This window comes from Faecalibacterium faecis, from assembly GCF_040096475.1.
In the GTDB taxonomy this organism is placed as follows: Bacteria; Bacillota; Clostridia; order Oscillospirales; family Ruminococcaceae; genus Faecalibacterium; species Faecalibacterium taiwanense.
The window spans coordinates 59,775-78,619 of record NZ_JBBMEP010000004.1; the positions used below are offsets into that span (position 1 = coordinate 59,775).

At 57.8% G+C, this 18,845-nt stretch carries 14 protein-coding genes; 13 read left to right on the forward strand and 1 reads right to left on the reverse strand.

Annotated elements, in window-relative coordinates; all coding sequences use genetic code 11:
* The first annotated feature begins 29 nt into the window (after positions 1-29).
* The 10 genes from WMO17_RS03000 (at position 30) to WMO17_RS03045 (ending at position 13,389) form a co-directional block, all read left to right on the forward strand.
* Complete coding sequence (locus WMO17_RS03000; RefSeq protein WP_349137451.1) at positions 30-1,286, forward strand: MFS transporter; 1,257 nt, start codon at positions 30-32, stop codon at positions 1,284-1,286.
* A 392-nt stretch (positions 1,287-1,678) separates the two neighbouring features.
* Positions 1,679-4,429 carry an insulinase family protein gene (locus tag WMO17_RS03005; RefSeq protein WP_349137452.1) on the forward strand — a complete coding sequence of 917 codons (2,751 nt, stop codon included), beginning with the start codon at positions 1,679-1,681 and terminating at the stop codon, positions 4,427-4,429.
* A 377-nt stretch (positions 4,430-4,806) separates the two neighbouring features.
* Positions 4,807-6,168: a magnesium transporter gene (mgtE, locus tag WMO17_RS03010; protein ID WP_349137453.1), complete on the forward strand. Its 1,362-nt coding sequence runs from the start codon at positions 4,807-4,809 to the stop codon at positions 6,166-6,168.
* Between the two features lie 487 nt (positions 6,169-6,655).
* On the forward strand, positions 6,656-7,702 hold the full coding sequence (locus tag WMO17_RS03015; RefSeq protein ID WP_097775073.1) for a substrate-binding domain-containing protein: 1,047 nt from the start codon (positions 6,656-6,658) through the stop codon (positions 7,700-7,702).
* Between the two features lie 163 nt (positions 7,703-7,865).
* Positions 7,866-9,407 (forward strand): sugar ABC transporter ATP-binding protein, encoded by a 1,542-nt coding sequence (locus tag WMO17_RS03020; RefSeq protein ID WP_349137454.1) that lies wholly within the window; start codon positions 7,866-7,868, stop codon positions 9,405-9,407.
* Positions 9,408-9,425: 18 nt separating this feature from the next.
* Complete coding sequence (locus WMO17_RS03025) at positions 9,426-10,424, forward strand: ABC transporter permease subunit (protein WP_120080912.1); 999 nt, start codon at positions 9,426-9,428, stop codon at positions 10,422-10,424.
* Positions 10,425-10,523: 99 nt separating this feature from the next.
* Positions 10,524-10,844, forward strand: coding sequence for a hypothetical protein (locus WMO17_RS03030; RefSeq protein WP_349137455.1), 321 nt, complete (start codon positions 10,524-10,526; stop codon positions 10,842-10,844).
* 100 nt (positions 10,845-10,944) lie between these two features.
* Positions 10,945-11,931: a TAXI family TRAP transporter solute-binding subunit gene (locus WMO17_RS03035; protein WP_349137456.1), complete on the forward strand. Its 987-nt coding sequence runs from the start codon at positions 10,945-10,947 to the stop codon at positions 11,929-11,931.
* 14 nt (positions 11,932-11,945) lie between these two features.
* On the forward strand, positions 11,946-13,133 hold the full coding sequence (gene gltS, locus WMO17_RS03040) for a sodium/glutamate symporter (RefSeq protein WP_097775078.1): 1,188 nt from the start codon (positions 11,946-11,948) through the stop codon (positions 13,131-13,133).
* Positions 13,134-13,185: 52 nt separating this feature from the next.
* Positions 13,186-13,389 carry a hypothetical protein gene (locus WMO17_RS03045; protein WP_005944644.1) on the forward strand — a complete coding sequence of 68 codons (204 nt, stop codon included), beginning with the start codon at positions 13,186-13,188 and terminating at the stop codon, positions 13,387-13,389.
* Between the two features lie 138 nt (positions 13,390-13,527).
* On the opposite strand, the gene WMO17_RS03050 is transcribed toward WMO17_RS03045, so the two are convergent.
* Positions 13,528-14,898, reverse strand: coding sequence for an NCS2 family permease (locus WMO17_RS03050; protein WP_349137457.1), 1,371 nt, complete (start codon positions 14,896-14,898; stop codon positions 13,528-13,530).
* 381 nt (positions 14,899-15,279) lie between these two features.
* Between WMO17_RS03050 and WMO17_RS03055 the strand changes: the two genes are divergently transcribed.
* Genes WMO17_RS03055 through WMO17_RS03065 form a run of 3 tightly spaced genes read left to right on the forward strand, consistent with a single transcriptional unit; the run spans position 15,280 to position 18,833 of the window.
* On the forward strand, positions 15,280-15,561 hold the full coding sequence (locus WMO17_RS03055; protein WP_097775081.1) for a chemotaxis protein: 282 nt from the start codon (positions 15,280-15,282) through the stop codon (positions 15,559-15,561).
* The gene (locus tag WMO17_RS03060; RefSeq protein WP_097781530.1) at positions 15,558-17,006 is read left to right on the forward strand and encodes a phage terminase large subunit; all 1,449 of its coding nucleotides are present in this window, start codon (positions 15,558-15,560) and stop codon (positions 17,004-17,006) included. Before WMO17_RS03055 ends, WMO17_RS03060 begins: the two co-directional genes overlap by 4 nt.
* A gap of 12 nt (positions 17,007-17,018) precedes the next feature.
* On the forward strand, positions 17,019-18,833 hold the full coding sequence (locus tag WMO17_RS03065; RefSeq protein WP_349137458.1) for a portal protein: 1,815 nt from the start codon (positions 17,019-17,021) through the stop codon (positions 18,831-18,833).
* The last annotated feature ends 12 nt before the right edge of the window (positions 18,834-18,845 follow it).

An 18,845-nucleotide genomic window follows, 5' to 3' on the forward strand; every position in this document is an offset into this window, starting at 1 on the left:
CACCGCCCGGCGGTGCGAGAGGAAACAAGATGAAACATGAAAAATTCAAGGTGACCCCGCTGGAGCGGTCATGGATCCTGTACGATGTGGGCAACTCGGCCTTTGTGCTGATGATCGCCACACTGGTGCCCATTTTCTTTAATGCGCTGGCCGAGGCCGGGGGATTGAGTCCGGTGAACTATCTGGCCTACTGGGGCTATGCAAGCTCGGTGGTCACGGTGATCACGGCAGTGCTGGGGCCGATTTTGGGCACGCTGGCCGATACCAGAGGCTTTAAAAAGCCCATCTTCATGCTCTGCCTGTTCGTGGGCGTGGCAGGCTGCTGTGCTATGGGCCTTGCCACTACATGGCTGCCGTTCCTGATCATCTTCATCCTTGCAAAGATCGGCTTTTCGGGCAGTCTGGTGTTCTACGATTCCATGCTGGGCGATGTGACCACCCCGGAACGCATGGATGTTGTGTCTTCGCAGGGCTATGCATGGGGCTACATTGGCAGCTGCGTGCCCTTTGTGGTGTGTCTGGCGCTGGTGCTGGGCAGCGGGGCCATCGGCCTGAGCCAGATGACCGCCCTTTCCGTGGCGCTGCTCATCACCGCTGTGTGGTGGCTGAGCACCACCCTGCCGCTGCTGCGGAGCTATAAGCAGATCAACTATGTGGAGGTAGAGCAGCACGCCATCCGGCAGAGCTTTGTGCGTATCGGCCACACCCTCAAGCATCTGCGCGAGGATAAGCAGGTGTTCTGGTTCCTGCTGGCCTTCTTCTGCTACATCGACGGCGTGTATACCATCATCGATATGGCCACCGCCTACGGCACGGCACTGGGGCTGGAGACCACCGGCCTTTTGCTGGCCCTGCTGGTAACGCAGATCGTGGCCTTCCCTTCGGCGCTGATCTTTGGTCGGCTGAGTGCAAAATACCCGTCCAGCCAGCTTATCCCGGTCTGCATCGCGGCCTACACCGGCATTGCGGTGTTTGCCTTCTTCCTGACCAGCCAGTGGCAGTTCTGGATACTGGCCGTGCTGGTGGGCATGTTCCAGGGCGGCGTGCAGGCACTGAGCCGCAGCCACTTTGCCAAGATCATCCCGGCTGAAAAATCCGGCGAATACTTTGGCCTGTTCGACATCTGCGGCAAGGGCGCGTCCTTCCTTGGCACCATGATCGTGAGCGTGGGCAGCCAGCTGACCGGCAGCGCCAATGTGGGCATTGGGATGCTGGCGCTGCTGTTTGCAGTGGGCTTTGTGCTGTTCCGGGTGTCCTGCCGGACTGAGGGCGCAAAACAGGTGTAAAAAATACGATTTAAAATTGTCGATGCTTTCGCTTTGGCAATATCAGAGGAAATATTATTTTATAATTTTGCAAACAAGCCAGCCCTGCGGGGCCGGCTTGTTTCCTTTTTCACGGGAAGGGGGGCGTGACGGCAAACGGCATATTGTTGCCATTACGCAGTAAAGATGCAGTTTTCGGCAGCGACTCTATTCGTGAAAGTGCGTTTGGAGCGGCCCGCAGGCCGCGACAAATGCGAAATAAAAATAAAATTTCCGCTGAATATGGCCAGAGTGTAACGGAGGCCATTTTAAATCGTCCTTCTGGTTATAATTAACAAACCGGTAATTGTCTTTTTGAGCGGCGAATGATACAATAGAGGCAATGATTTCAAAACCGCAAAGGAGAAAACGAAATGGAACGATTTCCCGGTTATACCCTCGTGCGTACCGAGGACTGCCCTGAACAGCACGGAACCCTGACCGTGCTTACCCACGATGTGAGCGGTGCCACGGTGCTGCTGGTGGAAAATGAGGATACCAACAAGGCGTTTGGCATCGGCTTTGGCACCTTCCCGTCCGATGACACCGGCGTGTTCCACATTCTGGAGCACTCGGTGCTGGCAGGCAGCGAAAAATACCCGGTGACCTCGCCGTTCTTGCAGCTGCTCAAAAGCAGCATGGCATCTTTCCTGAATGCGATGACCTTCCCGGATAAGACGGTCTACCCGTTCGCTACGCCCAATGAGACCGACTTCAAAAACCTGATGGATGTCTACCTGAACGCGGTGTTCTGCCCGCTGGCTATGGTGGATAAGAGCGTGTTTGAGCAGGAGGGCTGGCACCGCAGTGCCGACGGCACCGTGAGCGGAGTGGTGTACAACGAGATGCAGGGCGCTCTGGCTGCACCGGATGCTCAGTTGGAAAATGCACTGGAACGGGCCATGTTCCCGGATACGGCCTACGGCTTTGTTTCCGGCGGCGACCCGGCCAGCATCCCGGCGCTGACCTATGAAAAGTATAAGCGGGTATATCACCGCCACTACAGCGCCGACAACTGCTGCATTACCCTCTATGGCAAAATGGATATGGCTGAAAAGCTGGAACTGCTGGACAGGGATTATCTTTCAAAAATGCCCAAGGGCACCAGCCGTCCGCAGCTGACCGTGCAGCACGAGCAGGCGGGTGCCTGCGTGGAACTGCCCTACTATACCGAAAACCCGGAGCCGGACGAGGTGCAGTGTGCTCTGGCATGGTACACCGGTGCCTTTGCAGACCGGGAGCGGCAGCTGGGCGTGGAGATCCTGCTGGATGCCCTGCTTGGCACCAATAACTCCCCGCTGAAGGCGGCGCTGCTGGCCGAAAAGCTGGGCGCAGATATTGACATTGGCTTTGACGACAGCACCCTGCAGCCGGTGCTGGAACTGGTGCTGCGCGGTGCCACCGAGGAGAGCGCCCGCAAGTTCGCTGCCGCTGTGCGCAAGGCGGTAGACGGCATTCTGGCCGAGGGCATCCCGCAGGAACTGCTGTTGGCTTCGCTGAACGCAGCAGAGTTTGCATCGCTGGAGCGCCCGGGCACCCTGCCAGACGGCGTGCTGGATGCCATCAACGCTTCCACCGGTTGGCTGCACACCGGCGACCCCACTCTGCTGCTGCACACGGACAGGCTGTTTGCTTCCCTGCGGGAAAAGCTGGCCGATGGCTGGTTCGATGAGCTGCTGCGTGAGCTGTTTGCACCGGCTCCGGTGCAGGTGGTGCAGGTGCCCACCCTGCCTAAAAAGGAGGAGGGCGAACCCATCCGCACCGACGGCAAGCTTGTGCTGGAGCACCCGCTGACCGTTGCCGACCTTGGCGACGGAGCAAGGACGGCCCCAGGTGAGCGGGAACTTCTGGCCGGTGCGCAGCTGGTGCATCACCCTTCGGCAGGCAGCCTGTACCTGAACTTCTACTATGACCTCGGTAATGTGAAGCCTGAGGACATGCCGTATCTGGACCTGCTGACCGATGTGCTGGACGAGCTGGACAGCACCGAACACACCGCTCAGCAACTGAACACTCTGCGCAGCACATGGCTGGGCGACAGCCGCACCCAGCTGGACATCTGGACTGGGCGGCAGGAGGGTGCACCCTGCCATGCCAAGCTGAGCCTGTGCCTGAGCCTGCTGGAACGCAGTCTGGAAAAGGCTGTGGAGCTGGGCGGCGAATGGCTGTATGATACCATCCTTACCGGCCCGGCGGCAGAAGCTGCTTTTGCACGGGTGCTGAGCCAGCAGAAGTTGAACATGGAACAGCAGTTCATCCAGCAGGGCAATGTATACGCAGCCACCCGCGCCAGTGCCCACTACACGGTGGACGGTGCGGTGAGTGAACGCTGCAGCGGTGTGAGTTATTACAAGTTCTTGTGCGGCGTGCAGGAGCGCGGCAATTGGGCAGCACTGGGCGAAAAGCTGGATGCCCTGCGCACAGAGGTGCTGCAGCACGCGGAGCTGACGGTCAGCCTGTACGGCAGCGAGGATGCCCTTGCAAAGCTGCGCACTCTGCTGCCGGACAGCCGCTTTGCTGCCGAGGTCCGCGCTGCGGCAAAGCCCTATGTGGAGCCGCTGACACCGCCGGTGAACGAAGCGTTTATCATTGACGGCGGTGTGAACTACGATGTACAGGTATGGCCCATGGAGCGCCGCAGCGACCGCAAGGCGCTGGCCCGCGTGATGAGCTACGAATACCTGTGGCACAACATCCGCGAGGTGGGCGGCGCTTACGGCACCGGAATGCTCTCCTCGGACGGCGTGGAATACCTGTACACCTACCGCGACCCCCATGTAAAGGAAAGCTATGACACCTTTGCAAAAGGTCCGGCAGAACTGGCAGCACGGGAGTACACCGAAAAAGACCTGAACGATTTTATTGTGGGTACTGTGGCCAAGCTGGACACCCCCCGCAAGCCGCGTGCTGAGGCCCGCGAGACGGATCGTCGGTATTTCTGCGGCATCACTGATGAAATGATGGCGGCAGACCGCAAGGCCCTGTGTGCGGTGGATGCCGCCCTGCTGAAGGAGCAGGCCGCAGAGCTGGGTGCCGCCATGGCAAACGGCGTGCGGGTGGTGTTTGGCAGCAAGGATGCTGTGGAAGCCGCAAAAGAACTGTTTGATACGGTAGAGACCCTGTAAGCAAAGAGCCTTCCATCCCGCCCGGGACATGCTCTGACAGGATAAAAGTGCCTGATGATACGAAAAATGTCATCGGGCACTTTTACTTTTTGTAAAGAAACGGAAAAATTTAAAAAGCAGGGTTGACGCGGCAAAAAAGCAGTGGTAAAGTAATGGGCGGAAAAGGCAAAAAGTGTCTTTTTACAACAGGAAAACGAGGTGGTTGTCATGGAACCTGCTGGCAGTAGCAGCAGTCTTTCTCCCCGATTACTTTATATGATGGCAGCCGCCGTTTCTGCTTTGCGCAGACCCTGCTGTGTGTGAATGCACACGGTGCGTGTTTGCGTTCCCTGAAAAGAAGAAACGAGAGCTGCCACTGAAAAGGAGGCAGCTTTTTTATGTCTGAAATCTCGATCGATACCCTCAAGACCATGCTGGCAAATCTGGACGATGCCAAGAAATACCAGAGCCTGCGGGATGTGATGGAAACTCTGCCCGCGCCCGACCTTGCGGCGGTATTTGAGGATCTGCCTGCAGAAAAGCTCCCGGTGCTGTTCCGTCTGTGCCCGAAGGATCTGGCCGCAGATGTGTTCACCGAACTGGCCCCTGAGACCCAGCAGAAGCTGATCGACGGCCTGACCGATACCGAGCTGAAGGCTGTTGTGGACGAACTGTTCGTGGACGATGCCACCGACCTTGTGGAGGAAATGCCTGCCAACGTGGTCAAGCGCATTCTGGGTCAGGCCGACCCCACCACCCGCCGCATGATCAACGAGCTGCTCCAGTACCCGGAGGACTCGGCCGGCGGCGTGATGACCACCGAGCTGATGGAGCTGCGGCCGGACATGACCGTGGCACAAGCTATGGAGGCCATCCGCAGGAATGGCTTTGACAAGGAGACCATCAACAACTGCTATGTGACCGATGACAGCCGCAGGCTGATCGGCGTGGTGTCCCTGCGGGCGCTGGTGCTGGCAAAGAACACAGAAGAGCCTATCAAGGACCTGATGGATTCCAATGTGGTCAGCGTGAGCACCACCACCGATCAGGAGGATGTTTCCAACCTGTTCGAGAAATACGGCTTTCTGGCTATTCCGGTGGTGGACGCCGAGAACCGGCTGGTGGGCATCGTGACCATTGACGATGCCATCAGCATCCTGCAGGACGAGGCCAGCGAAGATATTGCAAAGATGAACGCAATCGGCCCCTCTGACAAGCCCTACTTCAAGCAGAGCATGTGGGATCTGTACAAGAGCCGCGCACCGTGGCTGCTGTTTTTAATGATCAGCGCCACCTTCTCCAGCATGGTCATCCGCGGATACGAGGACGCACTGGCCGCTGTGACCGTGCTGACCGCCTACATCCCCATGCTGACCGACGCAGGCGGCAACGCGGGCAGCCAGAGCACCTCCACCATCATCCGCGGCATGGCGGTGGGCGATATCCAGCCCCACGATCTGCCACGCATCCTCTGGCGCGAGAGCCGCGTGGCCTTGCTGTGCGGCGGCACGCTGGCCGTATGCAACTTTGTAAAGCTGCTGGTGTTTGACCGCATCGCGGCTCCGGTGGCGCTGGTGGTGTGCCTGACTTTGATCTGCACCATCCTGCTCTCGCAGATCATCGGCGGCATTCTGCCGGTGGCGGCAGAAAAGCTGCATGTGGATCCGGCCGTGATGGCTTCACCCCTGATCACCACCATTGTGGATACCACCACGCTGCTGATCTACTTCAACATTGCAAAGATGCTGCTGCATCTGTAAAAGATACTCGGATCGGGATGCCCGGAGGCTCAGGAAAGCTTCCGGGCATTTTCTTTGCAAAAAGGCGGGCGGTAGGAACCGGGAATGGCAGGCGATTTGCAGAAAATTGCAGAAATGAGGCGAAAAAATGCGGAAGAACAGGGATGAACTATTCCTGAAAATATTTTTCAAGATATACAAGAAATAAAAAAGCTGCAAAAACCGGACGATGCAACATTTTGTAATCTTTTTGAGAGAAAAATGACATAATTTTTTTGCTTTTGTAGGGAGGCTGCAAATGTATGAAAAATTGTGATGTTTCGAGAAAAGAAATTGGCGAGCCCAAAAAGCATTTGTTGAAATAGCACAAAAGAACTCCTTCAATCTTGTGAACTTGTTCTCTTGAACAGTGGGGTGCTGCAAGGGTATAATACGAACAGGAATTACAGGTGCATGCAAGATTGCTCCTGTGAAAATGCTGAGATACGAATTGAAGGAGAACATTATTATGAAAATGATTTCGCGTCGTGACTTCCTGAAGGCATCTGCTGTTGTTGGCGCAACTGCTGCTATGACCGCCTGCGGCGGCTCTTCCTCCACCAGCACCGCTGCTTCCAGCGTTGCTTCTTCCACCGCTGCTTCTGCCGCTGCTACCAACGGCTCTGCCAACATCGGCGTGTGCATCTATCAGTTTGCTGATAACTTCATGACCCTGTACCGCTCCGATCTGGAAGAGTACCTGAAGGACATGGGCTACTCCGTCACCATCATGGACGGCAAGAACGACCAGAACACCCAGACCGAGCAGATCAACACCTTCCTGCAGCAGGGCGTGGACGTGCTGGTCATCAACCCTGTCCAGACCACTTCCGCACAGACCATCGTTGATACCGTCAAGCCCTCTGAGACTCCTATCGTCTTCATCAACCGTGAGCCCGACAAGAGCGTTCTGGACTCCTACGCAGACAAGTGCTGCTACGTTGGTGCTGACGCACGTCAGTCCGGTACTTATCAGGGCGAGCTGATCCTGGAGACCGAGACTCAGGGCGATATCAACGGCGACGGCAAGATCACCTACATTATGTGCAAGGGCGACCCCGAGAACATCGATGCTCAGTACCGCACCGAGTACTCCATCAAGGCCCTGACCGATGCAGGCAAGGAAGTTGAGTGCCTGTACGAGTACCTGGACAACTGGGATCAGACCACCGCTCAGCAGGACGTTGCAAACGCTCTGTCTCAGTACGGCGACAAGATCGAAGTTGTCTTCTGCAACAACGACGCAATGGCACTGGGCGCTCTGCAGTCCATCCAGCAGGCTAACCGCACCGTCGGCAAGGACATCTATCTGGTTGGTGTCGATGCACTGGCTGAGGCTGTTCAGGACGTTCTGGATGGCAACATGACCGGTACCGTTCTGAACGATGACGTGGGTCAGGCTACTGCAGCTGCTGAGGCTACCAAGCTGTACGTCGAAGGCTCCAAGGTCGAGCAGTACTACTGGGTCGACTATGTGAAGGTGACCAAGGACAACGCTTCCGAGTACGCGAAGTAAGACCAAAGTTTTCCTGAAACAATGCAAGGTGCGCAGTGGACCTTGACGGCTTGAGCAAAGCTATAAAGCGCGTGCGTGCGAGAAATATTCTCCGCGCACGCGCCTTGTTTTGAAAAAAGGTTTTTCTGCGGCCCGATGATAAACGACAAGGAGGCTCTGCGGAATGTCAGAATACCGTCTGGTAATGAAAGGCGTGGTCAAGACCTTCCCCGGCGTCAAAGCGCTGGATCACGCCCAGTTGGAGCTTCGCCCCGGTAAGGTCATGGCGCTGATGGGTGAAAACGGCGCCGGTAAGTCCACCCTGATGAAATGCATGTTCGGCATTTACAAGATGGACGAGGGCGAAATTGAATACGAGGGCGAAAAAGTTACCATCACCACCCCTCTGGATGCACTGAACCGCGGCATTGCCATGGTGCATCAGGAACTGCAGCCGATTCCGGCACGTACTGTGGCCGAGAACATCTGGCTGGGCCGCTACCCCACCAAAAAGTACGGCCCTGTTACGGTGGTGGATCACGCCAAAATGTACAAGGATACGGAGGAGCTGCTGAAAAAGCTGAAGCTGGAGATCAATCCCCGTGCAAAGCTTGGCTCTCTGAGCATCGCACAGATGCAGATGGTGGAAATTGCAAAGGCTGTTTCCGCAAACTGCAAGGTGCTGATCCTGGACGAACCCACTTCCTCACTGACCGCAAACGAAGTTGAGTCGCTGTTCCGCATCATGCGCGAGCTGAAGGCTCTGGGCGTGGCACTGGTCTATATCAGCCACAAGATGGACGAGATCAAGGTGATCGCGGACGAAGTCACCATCATGCGCGATGGCCAGTACATCGGTAAGTGGGACGTTGCCAACATGACCAAGGAGCAGATCATTGCAAAGATGGTCGGCCGTGAGCTGTCGAACCTGTATCCCCCGCTGGAGAACCATCCCTCGGACGAGGTGATGATGAAGGTGGAGGACTTTACATCCATCCATCCCCGCTCCTTCCGCCACTGCAGCTTCGAGGTCAAAAAAGGCGAGATCCTGGGCGTGGCCGGTCTGGTGGGCGCACAGCGCACCGAGCTGATGGAAGGCATCTTCGGCCTGCGTGCCCATACCTCCGGTAAGGTGTGGATCAAGGGCGAAGAGGTGAACATCAAGCAGCCCCGCGACGCCATCCAGAAGAGCGTGGCTCTGCTGACCGAGGACCGCCGTGCCACCGGCATCATGGGTGTGCTGAGTGTTGCGGATAACATCTCCATTGCATCGCTGGATGCCCTGCGCAAGGGCCCCATCATGCTGGACAACAAGAAGATCCTGGATCTGGTGGCTACCAACAAGGAAAAGATGGCCATCAAGGTGCCCAGCCCCAAGACCCAGATCAAGAGCCTTTCCGGCGGCAACCAGCAGAAGGTGCTGATCGCCCGCTGGCTTGCCAACAACCCCGATGTGCTCATTCTGGACGAGCCTACCCGCGGCATCGACGTCGGTGCAAAGTATGAAATTTACTGCATCATCGCCGATCTGGCCAAGCAGGGCAAGAGCATTATCATGATCTCCTCTGAAATGAGCGAGATCATCGGTATGTCCAACCGTGTCATGGTCATGTGCGATGGCCGTATCACCGGCTTTATCGACGGTAAGGATGCCACGCAGGAGAACATCATGGCGCTGGCTACCCAGTTCGAGACCGCACCTGACGCAGCTGCGGCAAATCAGTAATTAAGGAGGCTGTCTATCGTGGAAGCTACCAAAAAATTGAATGGCAAGGCTGTGGGCAAGTGGCTCAGCAACAACGCCATTATCATGATGATGCTGGCCATCACTCTGATCGTTGGCATCATGCACCCCAACTTCTTCTCCGGCACCAACATGATCAACCTGTTCAAGAACGTGTCCATCCGCTACATCATCGCTCTGGGCATTTCCGGCTGTTTGATCACCACCGGTAACGACCTGTCCGCTGGCCGTCTGGCTGGTTTTGCCGCATGTCTGGCCTGCATTTTTGCGCAGACCGAAGGCGCTTCCGGCAAGTTCTACCCCAATATGCCCACCCTGTCCACCCCCGTGGTGTTCATTCTGGTCATTGCCATCTGCGCCATCGTGGGTCTGTGCAATGGTCTGGTGGTCAGCTACCTGAAGGTGCAGCCCTTCATTGCTACCTTGGGTATGCAGCAGGTGGTCTACGGTATCTGTCTGGTGTACACCGGCGGTACCCCCATCGGCTCCCTGAACAAGAACTTCACCTCTCTGGCCTCCAACACCATCATCGGTGTGCCCGTGCTGATCTGGATCGCACTGGTGGTGGCTGCATGCTTCTGGTTCCTGTACAACAAGACCCGCCACGGCAAGTACATGTACGCCATCGGCGGCAACGAAGCTGCTGCTGAGGTGGCCGGTGTCAACGTGCATGCTACCAAGATCCGCATCTACATTCTGGCTTCCTGCATGTTCGGTCTGGCAGGCTGCCTGCTGGCTGCAAAGTCCGGCGGCGCATCCGTCAACACTGCAATGGGCTATGAGCTGGACGCCATCGCAGCCTGCACCATCGGCGGTGTTTCCACCACCGGCGGCGTCGGCACTGTGCCCGGCGTTCTGGTCGGCGTTCTGGTCTTTGAGCTGATGAAGGTGGCTCTGCAGTTCATGAACGTGAACTCCTCCTACACCTACATCGTTCAGGGCCTGGTCATCATTGTGGCTGTGGCCATCGATATCCGCAAGTATCTGGCAAAGAAGTAAGAGCTTTTTCTGTGGGCTGTCTGCCGTTGGGCAGGCGGCCCGCTTTTTTTATCTGCATTTGTGTGGTATTATAATAAAAACACCATCAGGAGGTACGTTATGGCACAGGAAAAACAGATGCCCGAAGAGCGCGAGGCTGAGCTTGCCCGGCGGGAAGCTGCCCTTGCGGCCCGGGAAGAACAGCTTGCACAGGAGCAGGCAGAGTTGGCCGCGCAGAAGGCGAATTTTGAGGAGGGCAAAAAGAGCCTGCTGAACAACGGCGACAAAAACTTTGTGAATGCGAAAGAAAAGATGTACGATCATTTTCCGCTGACCGTGCACCAGATGGATATTATCATCGGGGTACTGTTTGCACTGATCGCACTGTTCCTTGTGCTGGGGGTGACCCATACCAGCTTCTTCGGGCTGTTCGGAGGGTAAGTGCATTCCTTTTCTGCAGCAGGTGATTGCATTTCATCCGCAATATGCGTATAATTTAGGAAAAAAGTTCTGCCGCACTGCGGCGGCAGGAAGAGGAGTGGTGATCTTGAAAAAGAAATGGCTCGCGGCGGTGCTGGCCGGAGCTTTGCTGGCAGCAGCACTGCTGAGCGGATGCTCGTCGGTGGAGACCGTTAAACGGCTACGCTTCGGCGTGGCTGGCGAGGGCGGCATCTACCGGGAGTTCGGTGAGCGGTTCGCAGCATTGGAAAATGAGACGGACAACGGGCAGGTGGAGCTGAAGGCTACCGCCGGTTCCGCAGCGAACCTGCGTCTGCTGGCCGGCGAATACCTGCAGCTGGCCATTGCACAGGCAGACCTTGTGCAGGATGCCTATGACCAGACCGGCATCTTTGCCGACGAGGAGGAAAGCCGGGGCTTTGGTGCCGTGGCGGCGCTGTACACCGAGACCTGTCAGGTGGTGGTGCGGGCGGATTCCGACATCCAGTCCATTGAGGACCTGCATGGCAGGACGGTGAGCATTGGCGCGGAGGAATCCGGTTCGGAGCAGAACGCGCGGCAGATCTTATCTGCCTATGGTCTGAACGACAAGATGGTGAGCATGGTAAACCTGAACTATGAGGATGCCGCTGCCCAGCTGAAGGCGGGCAGGGTGGATGCCATCTTTATGACAGTGGGCGCGCCCAGCCCGGTGCTGACCGCTCTGGCAGGCGAGTGCGGCATCCGGCTGCTGAACGTGGACGGTGCGGCAGCACAGCGCCTGCAGAGCGCTTACAGCGCCTACAGCGGCGTTACGCTGCCGGCAGGCACCTATCCCGGACAGACGGAGGAGGTGCAGACGGTGGGCGTGAAAGCCGTTCTGCTGGCCAGCAACGCGCTGCCTGCAAAGCAGGTGCAGCAGCTGACACAGCTTCTGTTCTCCAGCCGGGAAGGGCTGGAAGAGCAGCTGGGCATCCCGCTGGACCCGGAGGAAAACGCAGTAGAGGGCGTTGGCATCCCGTTTCATGCGGGTGCGGCCGCATATTATAAGGCGGCAGGAATTACGGTCGATGAAGCGGCTGGGAACTGAGGGAAAGTAGAGCAATGAAGATCGAATTGGATATGTATCAGACACTGGCCGTTGCTGTGCTGGTGCTGATGCTGGGCAAATTTTTGCGGGCAAGGGTGCAGGTGCTGGAACGTTTCTGCATTCCGGCTCCGGTCATTGGCGGCGTGCTGTTCGCCATTTTTACCTGTGTGTGCTATGTGACCGGCGTTGCCGAGTTTGCATTTGATGATATTCTAAAGGAAGTCTGCATGGTGATGTTTTTCACCTCAGTGGGCTTTCAGGCGAACCTCAAGGTGCTGAAAAGCGGCGGAAGAGCGATGATCGTGTTTCTGGGCGTGGTCATCGTGCTGATCGTCAGCCAGAACTTTGTAGCCGTGGGGCTGGCAAAGCTGCTGGGCGTGGATGCGCTGGTGGGCCTTTGCACCGGCTCCATCCCCATGGTGGGCGGTCACGGCACCGCCGGTGCCTTTGGCCCGGTGCTGGAGGACTTTGGCATTCAGGGGGCCACCACCCTGTGTACGGCAGCGGCCACCTATGGCCTGATTGCAGGCAGCATGATGGGCGGCCCCATCGGCAAGATGCTCATTGAGCGGCACAACCTGCTGGCCACGGTGGTGCCGGAGGATGACAGCCTGCTGGTGGAAGAAGAAATGAAGCACGAGCGCCACACCACCATGTACCCGGCGGCAAGCTTCCAGCTAATCGTCGCCATGGGCATCGGCACGGTGCTGTCCAGACTCCTGAGCCTGACGGGCATGACCTTCCCCATCTATATCGGTGCCATGATCGCGGCGGCCATCATCCGCAATGTGGGTGAGTATGGCGGCGGCTACACCGTGTATATGGGCGAGATCAATGACATTGGCGGCATCTGCCTTTCGTTGTTCCTAGGCATGGCTATGATCACCCTGAAGCTGTGGCAGCTGGCAGAGCTGGCCCTGCCGCTGATCGTGCTGCTGGCCGGGCAGACCCTGTTCATGATCCTGTATGTGGTGCTGGTGGTGTTCAACATCATGGGCCGCGATTACGACGCGGCGGTGATCGTATCCGGCACCTGCGGCTTTGGCATGGGCGCAACGCCCAACGCTATGGCCAACATGCAGGCCATCTGCGATAAATATTCGCCCTCGGTCAAGGCGTATCTGCTGATCCCGCTGGTGGGCAGTCTGTTTGCGGACTTTCTGAACAGTCTGGTCATTACGGTGTTCATCAATTTTATCTGAAGCTGATCTTTACAGTTCGGGCGGGCTTCCGCACCGGGAAAGGAGACGTGCAATGTCGCTTTATCACCATCTGAAAACGTGGCTCGGAAAAAAGCGGGAGCATTCCCATGAGGAAGAAACCGTGGCCGTGCCGGAAATCCATACCGGCAAGGTGGCACATCATACGGATGCGGACGGCACTCCGGCGGCAGATAAGCCGATCCACTATGATAACGTGGCTATCCCGGAAGTGCATATCCACCCGCGGCGCAAATAACCCCTATTGCTAAAAAAGAATAGTTCCACGTCGGACAGCCCGGAGCGAATGCACAGGCTGTTCCGGATCACAGGAAGCAGAAAAGCTCCCGTCCATCATCAGGACGGGAGCTTTTTTGCTTGCGGTAAGATCAGCGGCTTAGAGGAACACGTACTTGAGGATGAACAGCACGGTCAGCACATACATCAGGGGGCTGATCTTCTTTTCCTTGGCCTTGCCGGAGACGACATTGATGATGGTCCAGGAAATGACGCCGATGGCGATGCCCTCAGAGATGCTGTAGGCAGTGGGCATGGCCAGAATGGTCAGGAAGGCGGGGATGCCCTCGCTGGGGTCATTGAAGTCGATCTTGACGGCGGAACCCATCATGTAGAAGCCCACGATGATCAGGGCCGGAGCCGTTGCAAAGGACGGGATGGTGAGGAACAGAGGGCTGAAGATGGTGGCCAGCAGGAACAGGATGCCGGTGGTCATAGCGGTCAGACCGGTGCGGCCGCCCTCGGTGACGCCGGAAGCACTCTCGACGAAGGTGGTGGTGGTGGAAGTGCCCAGCACAGCGCCTGCGCAGGTGGCGATGGAGTCGGCCATCAGTGCGCCCTTGATGTGGGGCAGCTTGCCGTCCTCGTCCAGCATGTCGGCCTTGGAGGCAACACCGATCAGGGTGCCCAGAGTATCGAACAGGTCAACGAACAGGAAGGAGAACATGACGGCGAAGAAGTTCAGGATGCCAACGCCGGAGAAATCGGTCTTGAATACCTGGCCGAAGGTCTTGCCCAGCGCGGAGAAGTCGAAGCTGACGAAGGCGGTGGGAATGACGGAGTACATGCCTGCGTCGGGGTTGGGAACATAGATGCCGGCGATCTCGCAGAGGATGCCCAGCACCCAGGTGATAAGAATGCCGTACAGGATGCCGCCCTTGACCTTTTTAACCAGCAGAACGGCGGTGATCACGATACCCAACAGGGCCAGAATGGCACCCACGCCTACGCTGGAGAAGGTGTCGCCCTTGAAGTGCTGGTAGGTGACGAGGGTGGAATCGCTGTTGACGATCAGTTTTGCGTTCTGCAGGCCAACGAAAGCAACGAACAGGCCGATGCCCACGCTGACGGCGCTCTTCAGGGTCATGGGGATGGCATTGAAGATGCCCTCACGGACATTGGTGAGGGACAGCACGATGAAGATGATGCCCTCTACAAAGACGGCCATCAGGGCCAACTGCCAGCTGTAGCCCATGGTGAGAACGACCGTGTAGGAGAAGTAGGCGTTCAGGCCCATGCCGGGTGCCAGTGCAAACGGATAGTTGGCAAGCAGAGCCATAAGCGCAGTGCCAACAAAGGATGCCAGCGCGGTGGCGATCAGAACGGCTTCCGAATCCATGCCGGAAGCAGAAAGGATGTTGGGATTGACCGCAAGGATGTAAGCCATGGTCATGAAGGTGGTGATACCTGCCATGATCTCGGTCTTGACATCGGTGTGGTTCTCCTTCAGATGAAAGATGTTTTCTAACATGAGGAACCTCCTGATTCAGATAAAACATCCCGTCCGTGCGTGGGACGGGAAAGAACAGAACCTATTGTAACATTTTACAAAAGCATTTGTCCACAGAATAAACACACTTTTTTCATTTTCTGTCCAAAAATCGCAAATGAGTATGACTTTGAAGGTTTTCTGCGGGTCTGCCACAAATTTTGATGGAGAAAAAACACTGCTTTTGAAAAGATACGAAACAGCGATGAATTACAAGGGACAAAAGTATACGAATCGGATTCTTTGATTTAAAATATACACTATGGCCCTGTAAAAGTGCACACTGTTGTGAAAGCAGCACCAGTGGTATCCTTTTGCCATAGCCCAGCACACCAGGGCGGAAAGGAGCTGATACCCAACACCATGGGGCAGACAAAACAGGCCAGAGGGCTGGCCAGCCTGAGCCGAGCCACGGACACCCTGAGCACCCTGCTGGCACAGCAGGTGCGGGAACTGAATGCCCGGCAGAAGGCGGCAAAAAAGGAAGGCGCATCGGGAGCAGGCACCATGAAAGACCTCAAGGAGGCCACGGCGGTGCTCAAGGATCTGGCCGGTGTAGCCAAGACCCTGAACGATCAGGGGGCACAGGCAGAAGGAGCGGAGTGCGGCGTGGTGCTGCTGCCGACGGTGGAGGAAGAACCATGAGCATTGTACAAGCAAGAGTGCCGGTGGTCTGGAGGCCCCAGCCGCGGCAGGCCGAATTTATGAGCCGCCCGGAACCGGAAGCGCTGTACGGCGGTGCAGCAGGCGGCGGCAAGAGCGACGCGCTGGTGATCGAAGCGCTGCGGCAGGTGCACATTCCGCACTACCGGGCGCTGATCCTGCGCAAGACCTACCCGCAGCTTTCTGATCTGGTGGACAAGAGCCAGGTGTACTACCACAGGGCGTTCCCGCAGGCACAGTACAACGCCACGGCCCATGTGTGGAACTTCCCCAGCGGGGCAAAAATTTACTTTGGCTCCATGCAGTACACCAAGGATCGTACCAATTATCAGGGCAAGGCCTTCGATTTTATCGGCTTTGACGAGCTGACCCACTTTGAATGGGAAGAGTACAGCTACATGATGAGCCGCAACCGTCCCACCGGCCCGGGCACGCGGGTGTACATGCGGGCCACCACCAATCCCGGCGGCATCGGCCACGGGTGGGTGAAGGCACGGTTCATCACGCCCGCACCGCCCGGCACGCCTATCACCGAAGAATACACGGTAAAGCTGCCGGACGGCACCGAACAGAAGCTGCAGCGGGCGCGGGTGTTCATCCCTTCCAGCATTTTTGATAACCCCGCTCTGCTGGCAAACGACCCCGGCTACCTTGCAAGCCTTGCCAGTATGCCGGAAGCAGAAAAGCAGGCGCTGCTCTACGGCAGCTGGGACAGCTTTTCCGGGCAGGTGTTCACCGAGTGGCGCAACGACCCGGCCCGCTACGAAGACCAGCGCTGGACCCATGTGATCGCACCGTTCACCATCCCGAAGCACTGGCAGCTCTACCGCGGGTTCGACTTTGGCTTTTCCAAGCCGTTCTCGGTGGGGTGGTACGCAGCGGACGAGGAGGGGCGGCTGTACCGCATCAAGGAGCTGTACGGCTGCACCGGCAGGCCGAACGAGGGCCTGCGCATCGACCCGGTGGAACAGGCCCGGCGCATCCGGGAGGCAGAGCAGAACGACCCGCTTTTGCGCGGCAGGGTGATCCACGGCATTGCCGATCCGGCCATCTTTGATGAGAGCCGCGGCGAGAGCATTGCCGCTATGATGGAGCGCAGCCCGAACTTCCTGCGCTGGTCCCCCGGCGACAACACCCGGCTTGCGGGCAAGATGCAGTTCCACTACCGGCTGAATTTTGATGCGGACGGCAGGCCGATGTTTCAGGTGTTCAATACCTGCAAGCACTTTATCCGCACGATCCCGAACCTTGTGTACGACGAAAGCAACGTGGAGGACATCGACACCCGGCAGGAGGATCACATTTACGACGAGTGCCGCTATGTGCTGATGGAGAACCCTATCAGCCCGCCGGTGCGCTGTGCTGCGCCGCCCATGCCCGACGACCCGCTGAACCTGCACAAGCGGGCAAGATTTTACAGAATTTAAAGGAGAAACGCAATGGACGATTACGAGAACGAAGCTTTGCCCGTGGGTGAAGCACAGGTGGCCGAGGCCATACAGACCTTGCAGCGGTACAAGGCGGGCAAGGCCGCGCTGGACAAGCGTATTGTGGATAACGAGCTGTGGTTCCGCATGGGCCACTGGAAGAACTACCAGAACCCCATGATGCCCGGCAAGGCCCAGCCTTCCAGCGGGTGGCTGTTCAACAGCATTGCCAACAAGCACGCCGATGCCATGGACAACTACCCGGAACCGAACGTGCTGCCCCGAGAGGCAGATGACGAGGACACCGCACGGGCACTTTCCAGCGTTTTGCCGGTGGTGCTGGAACAGGCCGACTACGAGCAGGTGTACAGCGACTGCTGGTGGCGCAAGCTCAAACAGGGCACCGGCGTGACCGGTATCTTCTGGGACCCTGCAATGCGCGGCGGCATTGGCGACATTGCGGTGCGCAGCGTGAACCTGCTGATGCTCTACTGGGAGCCGGGCGTGGCGGATATTCAGGCATCGCCGGACTTTTTCAGCCTGAGCCTTGAGGACACGGCCCGGCTGTGCGCGCAGTACCCGCAGCTGGCAGGACACACCGCCAGCGTGCTGGACGTGCCCCGGTACATCCACGATGAAGGGCAGGACACCAGCTCCAAGAGCGTGGTGGTGGACTGGTACTACAAGCGCCCAGATGAAACGGGGCGCATGGTGCTGCACTACTGCAAGTTCTGCAACGGCGTGGTGCTGTACGCCAGCCAGAACGACCCGGCGCTGGCAGAAAGCGGCCTGTACGACCACGGGCAGTACCCCTTTGTATTTGACCCGCTGTTCGTGGAGGAGGACAGCCCGGCGGGCTTTGGCTACATCGATGTGATGAAGGACTGCCAGACGGCCATTGACAAGATGAACCATGCCATGGACGAGAACGTGCTGCTGAGTGCAAAGCAGCGGTATGTGCTCAGCGACACGGCAGGGGTCAACGAGGAAGAGCTGGCCGATTTCAGCCGGGACATCGTGCATGTGGTGGGACGGCTCAACGACGACAGTTTCCGTCCGCTGCAGACGGCGGGCCTGCAGGGCAACAGCCTGAGTTACCGCCAGAGCCGCATTGAAGAGCTGAAGGAGATCAGCGGCAACCGGGACATGACGCAGGGCGGCACTGCCGGAGGTGTGACCGCAGCCAGCGCCATTGCGGCCTTGCAGGAGGCCGGCAGCAAACTCAGCCGCGATATGCTCAAGAGCGCCTACCGTGCTTTTGCAAAGCAGTGCTATCTCATCATCGAGCTGATGCGCCAGTTCTACGACGAGCAGCGGGTATTCCGCATCGTGGGCGAAAGCGGCGAGAGCCGGTTCGTGCCCTTCTCGGCGCAGGCGCTGCGGGCGGTGCCCGGCGGCAGCGTGGGTGGCGTGGAACTGGGCAGCCGGGAGCCGATTTTTGACATCGTGGTGAGCGCCGCCAAGAAGAGCACCTTCAGCCGCCTTTCCCAGAACGAGACGGCCAAGGAGTGCTATCAGCTGGGATTTTTCAAGCCGGAAAATGCCGATGCCGCCCTTGCGGCACTGGAAATGATGGACTTTGAAGGCATTGAGAAGGTGCGCCAGCGGGTGCGGCAGAACGGCACCCTTGCCCAGCAGCTGGCTAGGATGCAGCAGCAGATGGCACAGATGGCGGCGGTGATCGCCCAGCAGGGCACCGGGCCTGACGAACCGGCCCGCAGTGCAGGCGGTGCGTCTGCGCAGAAGGACGGGCAGGCGGTAAAGCTGGCGGGCCTTGGCAATGCCCTGCCGGTGGCCGCCGCTGCACGTGCCATGGACATCCATTAAAAAGGAGGTGAA